The organism is Filimonas lacunae (assembly GCF_002355595.1).
Taxonomy (GTDB): Bacteria; Bacteroidota; Bacteroidia; order Chitinophagales; family Chitinophagaceae; genus Filimonas; species Filimonas lacunae.
In genome coordinates, this window is record NZ_AP017422.1 from 3,925,853 (window position 1) to 3,940,613 (window position 14,761).

A 14,761-nucleotide genomic window follows, 5' to 3' on the forward strand; every position below is an offset into this window, starting at 1 on the left:
GTTACTTCTTTTGACTTTGTTTGAGAATCCAGTAATAAGGGATGGACAGCACAAAGACAGCCAACGCCAGTAACCGGTATCCTGAATAACGAAACACCAGCAAATTTTTAATTACCCTGCCTGCGCCATATCGCAGCATGGTTTTGCGGTATATTTTAGCCAGGATATTCATTTTATCACCAGCAGTATGCTCACCACTTAACAGGTATTGAATACACAGCTCCGGCATTTCATTATACAATGCGGGGTCTTCCCCGGCAGCACTAATACCACCATCCGCAAAAAAAGCTACCGTTACCGGCACAAATACAGTTTTCACTTTACCGCTTAGCCAGCAACGCAAATTAAAATCATAATCCGCCTGTTGCTTAAAGCGCAGTTGATGCAGTCCCATAGTATCGTATACAGCCCTGTTAAAAAACATAGCCTGGTGGCATATATTCGATTTCAGCAAGGTTTCTACAGATGTTTCCCCGTTGTATATCCGGGCCAGTTTTTCGTGCCATACATTACCATATACAATCACAGGCTGCAGCACAGGTTGAACCAATAGCTGGCCCGCTATGCCTTCCAGTGCATTATTGGAATAGAAATAATCATCGCACCCCAGAAAAAAGAGCCATTGTCCTTTGCTGTAAGCAATGCCCTTGTTCATGGCATCGTACACACCTTTATCAGGCTCACTTATTACACGAAGGTTGGAATACAGCCCCTCCTGCTCTTTTGCAATAGCAACAGTAGCATCGGTGGAACAGCCATCCACAATCAGATGTTCAAAATTGCGGAATCCCTGTTGCTGTACGTTATCAATGCAGTTTTTTATATGGCGTGCTCCATTATATACTACGGTAATTACAGAAATGAGAGGAGCAGCAGCCATAGTTTACTTTTTAATAAAAATGCCATCTGCCTGTAACACTCCATTGTTTTGAGTGCTGTGCAATTGTTCCATGTTACCGGCATACAAAAACCCCATCGACGTCAGCTTCTTATATACATCATCAAACAAAGGCTGATTCTGATACAAACGGGTAAACGACAGTTCACATATCACCATGGACGCCTGTGCAAGCACACGCGTAGCACCATTGATCACTTTATCTTCAAAACCCTGCACATCTATCTTCACCAGCAAAGGCTGTGACAACTGGCCATTACCCAATACGTTATCCAGCAAATCAATATCAACCGTTATCTTTTGGGTATCTACCGCATAGTCAAAATTGGCATGGTGCGTAGCTTCCATGCTTAAAAAGGAAGAAGACGGCGTGTACTCATTCTGGTGAAATTCCAGTTGTCCTTTGGTATCTCCTAAACCCAGGTTATAGAACCGGATGTTTTTATCAGTGGAGAAATTGGACTGTAATTTCTGGAATGCACCCGGCAATGGTTCAAAAGCATGGATAGTAGCCTCGGGAAACAGGATACGCGCTTTTTCCAAAAACTGTCCTTCGTTAGAACCGATATCAACAATGGATTTAAATTGCTGATCCTGCAGCCATTTAAATTCACCTTCCAGGGCCTTTTGGTCTAAAACGCCGGGAACATAGGGAGGTACATATTTAGTAATATCGTAACCAAATTTTTGTAAAAAGGACCTGATGAGTGTGCGCATGCTACCTTTTAGTTCGTATTTTTTAAAGGTTCCAAAGATAAGGAATGAGCAAGGACTACCAAATTTACCAGTGGCTGCTTTTCGGACACGAAAACACCCGCTATTCTAAGTTTAATGCCTAAATTGCCCCCTTCAATTACACGTTTTACAGGTATATGGGCATTATACAAAAGCAAAGTATCAGATCTAGTATTCTTATCATGGTGGGATTCGCCATCGGCGGCATCAACATCCTGTTCATTGCTCCTAAAATGCTCACTACCCAGGAATTGGGCCTTACCCGTATTTTTCTCAACCTGGCTGTTACCCTTTCCACCTTTTGTACATTAGGCTCTTTACCGGTTATTTATAAATTCTCCCCCATTTACCGTAAGCACCTGACGCCGGAAAAAAGCGACCTGCCTTTTGTAACGCTAATGCTTTGCCTGCTGGGTTTTGTAATATTATGTATAGGCGGCTACCTGGGCCAGGAATTGATTGTAAGAAAATACAGCGCCCGCTCACCTTTGTTTGTAAAATACAGTAACTGGATATTTCCCTTTACCTTTTTTATGCTGCTGCTGCTTTGGCTGGAAGCCTTCAGCTGGACATTTAAAAAGACGGTGATTTCCAATGCAATGAAGGAACTATTACCCAGGCTTGCGTTTACCGTGCTGTTAATATTGATGGGTATGCACTGGCTTTCCCTGCCTGTATTTATTGGCATGTATGCCTTCTCTTACCTGCCGGCTGTAATAATATTATTTTATACACTGCGCAAAACACGCGAGTTCTACTTTAACGGTAGTCTTAGCAAGGTTACCTTCCGCTTAAAAGGCAAAATGGCCACTTATGGCTTATTCCTGTTTGGTGCACAGTTTTTAAATATGCTGTCTAAAAACAGTGATGATATTATCATTACCGCCAATGCACCACGCGGGCTTACCGATACGGCCGTGTTTGCCATTGCAACCTATATCATTACTTTAATGGAAGTGCCCCAGCGCAGCATTACGGCTATCAGTATGCCGGTGCTGGCTGAATCGTGGCGCAATAAAGACATGGATAACATCAAGCATGTATATCACAAAAGCGTGTCTAACCTTATGGCAATAGGCCTGGCTATGTTTGCGCTGTTATTGCTGAACTCGCATAACATTATGGCTTACCTGGGTAAAGATTATTCTGGTATTGAGTTTGTGATTTTAGTATTGGGATTGGGTAAATTGGCCGATTTATGCACAGGAGCCAATGCACAGATCATAAGCACTTCCAGTTTCTGGCGGGCAGAATTCATTACAAATGTTATTTATACTTTCCTGGCTATTCCGCTGGGCTATATATTGATTACCCACTACGGTTTAATGGGCGCAGCCTACGCGGCTACCATATCCCTGTGTTTCTTCAATCTTATGCGCTATTTCTTCCTGTGGTATAAATATAAACTACAGCCTTACACCTGGAAGCACCTGTGGGTAGTGTTGGTAACGGCTGGTATTACTGCTGTCATCCACTTTTACTTACCTCGCCACTCTTCCTTTATCGTGGATGGCATTATACGTACAGCATCCTTTAGCCTGGTATTCTTTCCATTCATACTCACCACCCGCCTGTCCGGCGAAATAAACCAAATGGCCAACAAGCAATGGGGCAATGTGAAAAGATTATTGGGAAGAAACAGGTAAGCAGCGCATGCTACTTACCTGAATGCGTATGTAAAAGCCTGTGAGCTTACAATTTAAAACAGTGGATATCTAATTGTATATCGTAGTGACGTTTGTGTTTGGCTTCGCGAAAAAACGGTGTAGCAATGGTTTTGGTAGCTTCTTCTATATAAAACGTAAACTGGTATTGCGCCAGCAGCGTAAGCATCTCTGCCAGTTTTCCGGCATCAGCAAAACTACCATGAAACTCTAAAAACAGGTTATCTACCAGCGGCAGCTTATCGGCAATATCTTTTATTACAGCATACTCCGCCCCTTCAATATCAATTTTCAGAAAATGTACCCGGTCAGTGATCATATCGCGCAGGCGAACAGCTTCTACTGCAACCGTATTGCCCGCTGTAGCATTGGCCTCAATATGGCTTCCCATATCATTACTGGCGGTAAATTGCAGCGTGGTATTCTCTATCCATACGGCTTTGTTCTGTAGGTTCACATGGCTTAAACCATATGACTCTACATTCTTCTGCAACAGGCTAAAATTCACACTATCAGGTTCAAACGCCGTTACACGGGCACCGGGACAAAGCTTTTTAATATACAACACGCTCAATCCAATATGCGAACCGCAATCTAACACCACGGCATTATCGGGCAATTTCTGTTTGTAAATATCATTGATGAAAATCTCTCTTACCCCATGCAGAAATTCAATGGAATTTTTTAGGTAAAAAGTACCGTCCAGGAAAGGAACTGCATGAATTTTATTGTTGGGCAGGCTACGTAATCGCTTCACTCTGAACTTACTATAACCTACTTTACTGTATTTGCTTTTAAATACGGACAGTAATTTGCTCACAGAAATATTATTGGGATCTGATAAAAAAGCTAAAATAGACGTTTTCAGGTTTCCTGCGTCTATTTTAGAAGTATTTAAACGTATTTCCTGTCTCGCTAACGTATCAGCACCAGGCTTCCATTCCTGATTACGGTGCCACAAAGCGTTTCTGCTTTTACCGTAAACACAAAGGTTCCCGGAGGTTGAAACTGCCCCTTATACTTACCATCCCAGCAGTCATTAGGGTTATTAGTAACAAACACGCGCTCGCCCCAGCGGTTAAATACGGCCAGCTCCATTTGTTTGATCATACCCCATTTATTAATACCAAAGCAATCATTCAGTCCATCTCCATTGGGTGTAAAAGCACTGGCAATAGGATAAGCATTGAAGTTATTTTTCAGCACCAGCACAGTAATGCTGTCTTCCTTTACACATCCTTGTATGCTGCTGGCCCTTACATGATACACGGTAGCTGTATCGTTGCGTGCCAGCGGATTATACGTATTAGCACCCGTTAAAGTACCTGCGGGATACCATTGGTAATAGGAGGCGCCAGAAGCCGTTAACCGGGCCTCGCCTTTCACACAATCTATATCATTGGATTTGGCAACAGTAAGCTGTGGCAATGGATGAATGGTAACCAGCGCAGTTAAGGTATCGGCTTTGTTACAGATATTGTCAAATGCGATTACACGATACGATCCAGGAATAACAGGTACAAACCGGGCAACAGAATTATTGTTACCGGAGGTAGTGCCGGCAAATAGCCACTGGTAAGCATCTCCCCCGCTGGCCACCAATGTAACTGTGTCTCCCTCACAAATAGTAGCCTGTTCGGGACTCAATCCAAAAACAGCCGGCTCGTTTACTGTTATCAGCACAGAAGCAGTTTGCGTGCAACCATTAGCGGCTGCCCCTGTTACCACATACCGGGTGGTAACAATGGGGGTAACCACCGGGTTACTTACAGTCGCATTAGAAATAGCAGTATTGGGCAACCAGCTATAACTGGCAGCACCAGAAGCCTGCACCCCCAGGGCATCGCCCCTGCAAATAATCTCATCGCCGGTAATGGTAAGCTGCGGCCGGGCATTTACCTGCACTACTATATAGTCAGAACTGGCACAAAAAGCATTATAAGCCGTTAAGGTGTAGGTGATGGTAGCTGTTGGTTGTACAGATGGATTGGCTACTTTTGTATCAGACATGCCGGTACCGGGCGACCACCGGATACTGTCAGTATATTGCAACACATCTGTTCCCAGGCGCAGCAGATCGTTTTCACAAATAGCCGTATCCTTCATCAATGTTACCAATGGATATTCAATCACGCTTACCATTGCCGTGTCGCGCCCTGTACATCCCTGTGTATTAGTTACCCGCACATGATAAGTGCCGGAATTAGCAGCAGTGTAAGCATTAGCGCTACTGCCATCCTGCCATTGATAAACAGCCCCCGGGTAGGTCAGTTGATAGCTCCTTACTCCTCCACGGCAAAATGTGGTATCGTTCCCAATAAACACACCCAACAACGTATCCAGCTTTAACACAAAAGTATCTCTTACAACACATCCATATCTGGATGTTTCAACCCAGTAAGTGCCATTGCTTTTAATAACCAATGTATCCAGACTGCTGCCATCACTCCAGATGTTGCTGTTTGTAAAACGCGATTTCAGCACTATACTATCTGCACAAAACATCGAATCTGCAATAGGCACCTTAGCCGGTACATCCACCACGGTAACTGTTTTGCAATAGGTAACCTGTGTGCCTAAACCTTCGTCCACCACCAGGTTGATATTATAATTACCAGGGGTAGTATAAGTTACCGGGGCAGGATTAGCCACGGTTGAAATAGCACCATTCACTACCACAGACGAGGAATACCTTACGCGGCTAATGGTATTATTATTTACATTGGGAATAAAAGAATACAGATCGCCTCCTACACGAAACATTTTAGAGATGGAGTGTGGGAAACTGAAATTGCCCACATTCCCATAATTGATAAGTGCTGGCGTATTATTAGTAATGTCATTGCCAAAGTTCAACTGCAACAGCTCATTAGTAGTGCCATTAACAGCAAAACCATACAGCCCATCGCAATAAGGCATTACATATATATCCCTGAGATGGTTTAGCGATGGCTGGTCCACTAATACAGTAGCACTTGGCGTATTCAATAAGGATGAGCCGAAGTAAAGCCGTACTAATCCATTGCTGGCAGCATCATTGGTCATAAAGGCATACCATTCTCCATTAAATTTAACACAACAGATACCAGCCGGATTATTAAATACACCTCCAAAGCCACCCAGGTTAGTACCGGTGGGCGTGTTATCAAAACTGCTGGTAAAATCAAAGCGGGTAAGCGTGTTATTGATCTGGTTCAGCGACAAACCATACCAGTCGTTACCTTCCTTAAACAAATGCAGATCGATAGGATAATTCAGGTTGCCTATATTTCCCCAATTTGTGGCCACCGGGGTATTATTAGTAATAGCTGCCCCAAACTCCACCTTAATTATATACGACCCTACGCTGGTAGGATGCCCTCCCACAATAATGGCATACCACTTTCCTTCATTTTTTACCACCTGTATTCCCTCCAGCTGCTGCTTCAACACGCCATTTAACGTTCCCAGGTCGCGCGCAGTTGGTGTATTGAGTAAACTGTTACCAAAATCCAGACGAATCATTTTACCTACCCAGTGATCCAGCACAAAAACATAATAATTACCATTCTCTTCTGCTATATCCGAATACACAGGCATGTCCAGCACGCCCCCGATATTACCCAGGTTTACAGTAGCAGGCTGAGTATCCAGGTTGGCGCTATTGAAATTCCAGTAGTAGCTGGTGGCGTTTTGCGACATGTTGGTTACTGCAACCGGCGTGTTTACACAAACAGTATCCGGTGCCGAAAAAGCAGCGGAAGCTGCAAGCCCATTGGTCAACGTAGTTACATAATCTTCCACTTCCCCATCCGGCGCAAACCCTGTGGAACTGGCAACAGCTGTTTTGTCAGAAGATAAACGTAACCGGAAGGCATAATTCACGCCTGCGGTAAAAGCAGCAGGTAGCCCGGTCCAGGTAAGTGTTACAGAAGTAGCGTTTACAGGCACGCTCACGGTTACTGATTCATTGATGCCGCTAAACACCTGGTCGTTATTACTATCAAACCAACCCATTAAACAGGCTGCCGCGCCGGTAGTATTATGTACAGGCACAGTTATGCTATAAGAGCCGCTTCTGTCATAAACAGGAAAAGAACTGATAGCCTCTTCATCTCCCCCCACCGTATTATCATTGGTGGTTTGCAGGCCATCCGCATCTCCCACCACGCGCCCCAGGTACAGATTGCTATTTTGCTGCAGTGTAGGCATAGGTGCTGTGTAATTACAGCTGTTCAGCTGGTCATAACTTAAACGATGCTGTGCATAGCCATACGCAGCCGGTAAATCCCCCCGGTCTACAGGTGAAAAAATACCAAACGTCAATCCCATCGCACCTGGCAACCCGCTTTTATTCAATGCTATATTCAGGTTCAACGTTCCGGATGTAGCCGCAGTTGCCAGTAAAGGAATTTGCCCCAGGCCTATAGAACCGCCATAAGTGTTGGTCATGGTAACTGTGTTGGTGCCGCATCCTGTAATGGGATTGGTAGAGAAAGAAGTATTCCGGTAAAAATCAATCACCCCCCAGTTACTGCCATCGGTAGTAAAGTTAGTTATCTCACTGGGAGCACTGGCCTCTGCATCGGCAGTTACCAACGTAAAAGGCACCGCTGTACCGTTGCGGGTAACCCTAACCTGCATTTTAAAAGCAACGGTATTACTGTTTTCTATGCCGTACAAAGCCGGCCTGATAGCCGTGTTGGAAAAATTGTACAGATTATAAAACACGGCCCCCCGCCAGGTATTCATTATGGAAGGATATAATCTTTCAGAAGAGACATTAGTAAAAGTAATAGACACGTTAAGCCCGTCGGTGGTTACAAAATTCCTGGTAGCGTTTTCCATCATCGTAAAACCTGCCCAGTCAAACCACCATATCTTATCTTTTTGCCCGCCGGTGCCTAAATCGGCATACTGGGCTTTCGCACAGGTAATGCATAATAAGATTACACAAAAGGTTAGGGTTGTCTTAAACATAAAATAGCCGCGGTGAATGCTACCGCGGCCTAAAGTAAATAATAAAAAATCAAATATTTTCTAATTAATATATAGAATAAAAACAATATTACATAACCGGCTTCAGCACTTCCATTTTTTGCAGGTATTCCACAAATAAAAGCAACCCTTTACGTTTTTCCTCCGTTAAATCGTAACTGATATTCTCGGTATAATATGTATGTAAGTCGTACGCTTTGAAGGGGTTAGCAGCTATTATTTCCTGTAAATGTTCAAATCCGATGGAATTGGCCTGGTTAAAAGCGTCTACAAAAGCCGGCGGCAATGGTTTATTGGCAATCCAGGCAGCAAACATAAATGGCAGGCCGGTCATTATGCGCCATTCCGTAGCCAGATCATATATATAAGAGCTTACCAGTCGTTGCTCCAGGGCTCTGTCGCCAATAACCACCCCTGCTGTTGTGCCGGTGATCTGGCTGCGGTAGTCTTCCCCCGTGGTTTCTACAATACGTGGCTGTATTTTCCAGTGATGTTTCAGTAACACCTTGCACAGGTTTACTGAAGTGCGGCTCTGGTAATCGAGCAAAACAGTGTCAATCTGCTCTATAGGCACCTCGCTGAACAGGCAAACAGAAGCCACATCCCCCGTTGCACCAATGCAGAAATCGGTAATAATGTGCCATTCCTTCATTTTAGGAATGACGGCCACCGGCACCAAACCCACATCAATACTGCCATCTATCAGCATTCCGCCTATTTTCGATGGAAATTCCTCTATCAGCTCCATCTGCAGCATCAGCTCTTCCGACCGTTGTAATCCGTACAAAAGGGGCCTCGCATTCAAATAGCTTACACTCCCCACTTTAATCTTCTCCAAATCTTTTACTTTTGCGTGCAAAATTAACCGGACAGAATAAGAAAACTCAAAACATTAACATGGAGTTAAACAATCTTACAGCTATTTCCCCTGTGGACGGACGCTATCGCAGGCAAGTTGCCTTTTTAGACAACTACTTTTCTGAATTTGCTTTAATCAAATACAGGGTAATTACTGAAATTGAATATTTTCTGTTTCTGTCCGACAAACGCTTTTTCAAGCTTACTGCCAAAGCTAAACAACAATTACGCGAAGTTGCAGAGAATTTTAGCCTGGAAAACGCGCAACAGATTAAGGAAATTGAATCTGTAACCAACCACGACGTAAAAGCAGTAGAATACTTTTTGAAGGAGCAACTGGAAAAAGTAGGTGCAGCAGAAGCTACCGAGTGGATACACTTTGGCCTTACCTCACAGGATATCAACAATACTTCTATCCCGCTGAGCTGGAAACATTGCATGGAGCAGGAATACCTGCCAGCCATCATTAACCTGCGTCAGAGCCTGCAACAGCTGGCTACCGATTGGAAAGAAATTCCGATGCTGGCCCGCACACACGGACAACCTGCTTCTCCTACCCGCCTGGGTAAAGAATTTATGGTGTTTGTGGAGCGCCTGACCAACCAGGTAGAGCTGTTCTCTTACATCCCTTACGCTGCCAAGTTTGGCGGCGCAACCGGCAACTTCAACGCCCACCACATCGCTTTCCCTAAAAAGGACTGGATTGCATTGGGTAACGAATTTGTAGAGGAAATACTGGGCCTGCAACGCATGCAGTTTACCACCCAGATTGAGCATTACGATAACCTGGCTGCCCACCTGGACGCTATTAAAAGGATCAACAATATCTTAATTGACCTTTGCCGCGACATCTGGACATACATCAGCATGGATTACTTTAAACAAAAAGTAAAGAAAGGCGAAGTAGGTTCATCTGCCATGCCCCACAAGGTAAACCCTATCGATTTTGAAAACGCAGAAGGCAACCTTGGTATGGCTAACGCACTGTTAGAGCATTTATCGGCCAAACTGCCTATCAGCCGCCTGCAAAGAGACTTAACCGATTCTACCGTGTTAAGGAACCTTGGCACACCGGTAGCACACACTATTATTGCGCTTACCTCCTTAACCAAGGGCCTTGGCAAACTGGTACTGAACGAAGCGAAGCTGAAAGCTGACCTGGAAAATAACTGGGCAGTAGTAGCAGAAGCCATTCAAACCGTGCTGCGTCGCGAAAACTTTCCGAAGCCTTACGAAGCGCTGAAAGAGTTAACCCGCGGTAAATCAGCTATTACCAAAGCAGATATTCACGCTTTCATCGGCACTTTGAAAGTAAGCGCCGATGTGAAAAAAGAGCTGAAAGCCATTACGCCGCATAACTACACCGGTGTGGTTGCAGCTTACTAGAAACAATAGCAATCAATTCATACAAAGCCGTCATTACCAGGTAGTGACGGCTTTTTTATGCATCATTGCTCTATAACTGATACACGCAAAAAAATAATTGATCAGCCCTAATATGCTGGATCTGTTATCGTAACAGCACCACCGTTCCGTTTCTTACCACTGGCCCACACAAAGTTTCTGCCTTAATAGTATATATATAAGTGCCGGGTAATTGTTTCTCCCCCTTATAGGTACCATCCCAACAGGCATAAGGATCGTTAGAGGCAAATACACGTTCTCCCAGCCTGTTATAAATAACCAGCTCCAACTTATGAATAAAGCCCCACTGGTTTACGCGAAAACAATCATTTAAACCATCGCCGTTGGGCGTAAAACCAGTGGCAATAGGATAAGCATTAAAATTATTTTTCAGCACATATACCATAATGCTATCCTCTGCCATACACCCCTGGTTACTGGTTGCCTGCACATGATACATGATGCTGCTATCTGTACGTGCTAATGGCTGGTAGCTGGTAGAATCACTTAACGTTGCTGCAGGATACCAGTGGTAATAAGAAGCACCGGTTACCTGCAAGCGGGCATCCCCCTTCACACAATCTATATCGTTCGATTTGGAAATGGCTAGCACAGGTAAAGCATATATGGTAACGGGTACAGTCAATGTATCCTCCCTGTGGCAAACATTATCATATCCAATAACAGCATAAGTGCCGGATAAGGCAGGTGCAAAATATATACTGGCCTGCGTTGCATCCACTCCACTTTGAGTAAACAACCACTGATAAGCATCTCCACCCGAAACGCTCAGCGTAATACTATCTCCTTCACAAATGATGGCAGATGTTGGGGTGATGGAAAAAACAGCCGGCTCCTGCACTACCACCTGTACTGAATCCATACGGGAACAGCCATTGCCCCCTGTACCTGTTACATAATAACGTATCGTATTAGAAGGCGACGCTACAGGATTGCTGATGGTTGCATCAGAGAGATAAGTTTTCGGCCACCAGTTATACACCGCTGCCCCGGAAGCCGACAGTGGCAATACATCTCCTATGCAAATAGCCGTATCATTGGTTACCTGCAATAAGGGTTTTCTATTGACGTTGACGGTAACCTCATCAGAAGCAGCGCAGAAACGATTATATACCACAGCCGTATATACCATATCGCTAGCGGGCTTCGCTGCCGGCATCTTCACCACGGTACTGGATAAATTGGTAGCTGGGCTCCAGCGTATGCTATCTGTAAACTGTAGCTGCAGCGCCCAAATGTAAAAGCCAGCATCTTCACATATCGCAGTATCAGCCATCAGTTTCACTATTGGCAAATTCACCACTTCCACCCGTATTGAGTCCAATGCCGCACATCCATTAGGGCCTTTTCCTTTTACATACATGGTAATAGTAGTATCCGGTTGTATCTGCTGGCTGGCAGCTGTGGCATTGGTCAAAGCCTCATCGGGCCACCAATTATAAGATACAGCACCCGACGCCTGCAAAGGCACAACCATTCCTTTACAAATTTCAGTGTCCTTGCTAACGGTCAACACCGGAATATCCAGCACGGTAATTAACAACGAATCTGCTGCCGCACAAAAACGATTATAAGCAGTTAGTTTATATCGTGTGGTACCGGAAGGAGTAACGATAGGATTGACCGACGATATCTGCACCAAACCAGCATCCATCCGCCACCGTACACTATCCGTATATTGCAACACATCTGCCCTTAGCTGCACCTGATCTTTATTACAAATGGTGGTATCGGCCATTAACTGCACCACTGGTAATTCAATCACCGAAACAGTAACCGAGTCGCTTTTAGTGCATCCCCCATCATTGGTGACCACCAGTTTATATACACCCGGCTGGTTAATTATATAATCTCCCGAAGTGCTGCCATCCTGCCATTGATAGGTAGTATTGGGTAATTGAAAATGATATTCCAGCTGACCGCCCCGGCAAAAAGCAGTATCGCTCCCCATATCTATATCTGCTGCATTTTCCATCCTGTACACAAAGCTGTCCCGGGCGGCACAACCATATACATTCATATTTACCCAGTAAGTGCCCGAAGCTTTTATCACCAGGCTATCCAGTTTACTGCCATCACTCCAGGTGTTATTGCTGACAAAACGCGACCGTAGCACCACACTATCCAAACAAACTGCGGTATCCAGCAATGGTACTTTATCCGGTACATCCAACACAGTAATGTTTTTACAATAAGAACTTTGTGTAGGCAGCCCTTCGTCTATTACCAGGTTTACATTATAGTTGCCCGCACTTGTATAAGAAACCGCCGCCGGGCTGGCCAGTGTAGAAGTAGCGCCGCTTACCGTATTGGAAGCGGCGAATCGTACCCGTGTGATAGTATTGTTATCTACATTGGTGATAAAAGAATACAAATCGCCCCCTACCCGAAATATTCGTGATAAGGAATGTGGAAAATTCAGATTGCCGGTATTCCCGTAACTGGTTACCTGTGGCGTGCTGGTAATATCATTGCCAAAATCCAACCGTAACAGTTCATCTTTATCACCATTCAGCGCAAAACCCACTATCCCATCGCAATATACCATCATGGTAATGTCACGCATATGGGTGAATAAAGGCTGGTTAGTAAAAGTGGTAGCAGTAGGCGTATTTGTAATGGAGTTGCCAAAGCTTAACCGGGTTACACCGTTGCTGGTGGCATCGTTGGTTACAAAGGCATACCACTGGTTATTCTGTTTAATACAAAAAATACCGGTGGGCACATTCAGGTTGCCATTGAAAACTCCCAGGTTGGTAGCGCCAGGAAGGTTATCAAAGCTATTGGTAAAGTTAAAACGGGTTACAGAGTTATCCTTAGCATTCACCGTTAAGCCATACCATACATTGCCCTCTTTAAAAATATGCAGGTCAATAGGGAAATTAAGTCCACCACCATTGCCTAAATTGGTAGCTACCGGGCTAGGATTATTCAGATTAGCCCCAAACTCTATCTTAATCAAATAAGAAGGCCCACTGTCAGTATTGCCCCCTACAATAAAGCCATACCACTTCCCTTCATTTTTGATAATTTGTATGCCCTCCATTTCCTTTTTAAGCACATTATTCAATGTACCCAGCAAAGTAGCAGTAGGCGTATTCAGCAAACTATTGCCAAAATCCAGTCTTACCAGTTCGCCCGGTACATGGCCGTTTACAAATACATAATAGTTTCCATTGTCTTCTGCCAGATCTGAAAAAACAGGCATACGAAACGTATTATCAATATTACCAAGGTTGTTGGCTAATGGTTGTGTTTGAATAGAAGCTGTATTGAAATTCCAATAGTAAGAAGATGCATTTTGCGAGGTGTTTACCGCAGTTACCGCTGTGTTTTTACACACCGTATCGGTTAACGTGAAGCTAGCTGCGGTGTTTTGAACCGCACATGGCGTGCCTTGCGTGTATAAATACTTCGCTTCATCTGCCGTTAATACCCGGTTATAAATACGCGCTTCATCTATTTTACCCGAAAAATAATCACCATTCGACAAGCCTTTTTTCCCAAATACAATGACAGAGTTGTTATCTATTAAAGAAAATTTGGTTTGCGAGTTATCCTGCTTTACCAGCGTACCGTTAACATACAGCTGCCACTTTCCATTATCGTAGGTATACGTAATTAAATCCCAACACGCAGCATTTGTAGTTAAAGAGCCATCACTCCTTAATACCAGGTTATCGTGATATCCTACAGAAACCTGGTAATTATCCGTAATACAAATACCATAATTCCAACGCGAGTTTTGATAAGGTGTTGTATTGTCACTTTTCACCAACACAGAGCGAACGCCACTGCTGGAGGCCACCTGCACCCATACCGATAAACTATAAGCATCTGTTGGTTTAAACTGAAAAAGCTGTGTAAAGGGTAAGGCAATGTACGAACTGTAACCGTTAAAGCTATAAGCACCATTGGCAACGCCAAAACGGTCGGTAGTAAGCACAGCGCCGCTTACCGTTCCGTTATTACCATTTCCGGAAGCGTCATTGGCATTACCATTAAAAGGATAATAACCCACTAACCCATTATTAAGGTCGATGGATTGGGCAGATAAACGGGGAAAGAATAACAATGCACAGGTACCATAAATAACTAAGCAGCATATCCATTTACGAATGCCCCGTGCATTCATTTGATCAGGCATAAGGTTTTAGAGTGGTTGTAAATCAAAAATACCTAATACATTTATAATTATAACATA

The 14,761-nt window shown here is 44.1% G+C and carries 8 protein-coding genes; 2 read left to right on the forward strand and 6 right to left on the reverse strand.

What is annotated here, in order from left to right; all coding sequences use genetic code 11:
• Position 1: 1 nt before the first annotated feature.
• Together FLA_RS15500 and FLA_RS15505 are read right to left on the reverse strand one after the other, a co-directional pair.
• Positions 2–880: a glycosyltransferase family 2 protein gene (locus tag FLA_RS15500; protein ID WP_076377760.1), complete on the reverse strand. Its 879-nt coding sequence runs from the start codon at positions 878–880 to the stop codon at positions 2–4.
• Between the two features lie 3 nt (positions 881–883).
• Positions 884–1,615 carry an FkbM family methyltransferase gene (locus FLA_RS15505; RefSeq protein WP_076377758.1) on the reverse strand — a complete coding sequence of 244 codons (732 nt, stop codon included), beginning with the start codon at positions 1,613–1,615 and terminating at the stop codon, positions 884–886.
• Between the two features lie 200 nt (positions 1,616–1,815).
• Here FLA_RS15505 and FLA_RS15510 point away from each other — a divergent pair, with 200 nt between their 5' ends.
• Positions 1,816–3,279 carry a polysaccharide biosynthesis C-terminal domain-containing protein gene (locus FLA_RS15510; protein ID WP_159445077.1) on the forward strand — a complete coding sequence of 488 codons (1,464 nt, stop codon included), beginning with the start codon at positions 1,816–1,818 and terminating at the stop codon, positions 3,277–3,279.
• A 46-nt stretch (positions 3,280–3,325) separates the two neighbouring features.
• Here the strand turns inward: FLA_RS15510 and FLA_RS15515 are convergent, their stop codons facing one another.
• The 3 genes from FLA_RS15515 to FLA_RS15525 all read right to left on the reverse strand — a co-directional run bounded on the left by FLA_RS15515 (position 3,326) and on the right by FLA_RS15525 (position 9,112).
• Positions 3,326–4,258 carry an FkbM family methyltransferase gene (locus FLA_RS15515; protein WP_076377754.1) on the reverse strand — a complete coding sequence of 311 codons (933 nt, stop codon included), beginning with the start codon at positions 4,256–4,258 and terminating at the stop codon, positions 3,326–3,328.
• Entirely contained in the window at positions 4,213–8,256 is a 4,044-nt protein-coding gene (locus FLA_RS15520; RefSeq protein WP_076377752.1) for a CshA/CshB family fibrillar adhesin-related protein, read from the reverse strand. Before FLA_RS15520 ends, FLA_RS15515 begins: the two co-directional genes overlap by 46 nt.
• Before the next feature lie 88 nt (positions 8,257–8,344).
• Entirely contained in the window at positions 8,345–9,112 is a 768-nt protein-coding gene (locus FLA_RS15525) for a menaquinone biosynthetic enzyme MqnA/MqnD family protein (RefSeq protein WP_076377750.1), read from the reverse strand.
• An 11-nt stretch (positions 9,113–9,123) separates the two neighbouring features.
• Here FLA_RS15525 and purB point away from each other — a divergent pair, with 11 nt between their 5' ends.
• Positions 9,124–10,518, forward strand: coding sequence for an adenylosuccinate lyase (gene purB, locus FLA_RS15530; RefSeq protein WP_231940270.1), 1,395 nt, complete (start codon positions 9,124–9,126; stop codon positions 10,516–10,518).
• Positions 10,519–10,642: 124 nt separating this feature from the next.
• On the opposite strand, the gene FLA_RS15535 is transcribed toward purB, so the two are convergent.
• Positions 10,643–14,704 carry a LamG-like jellyroll fold domain-containing protein gene (locus FLA_RS15535; RefSeq protein WP_076377748.1) on the reverse strand — a complete coding sequence of 1,354 codons (4,062 nt, stop codon included), beginning with the start codon at positions 14,702–14,704 and terminating at the stop codon, positions 10,643–10,645.
• Positions 14,705–14,761: the final 57 nt, after the last annotated feature.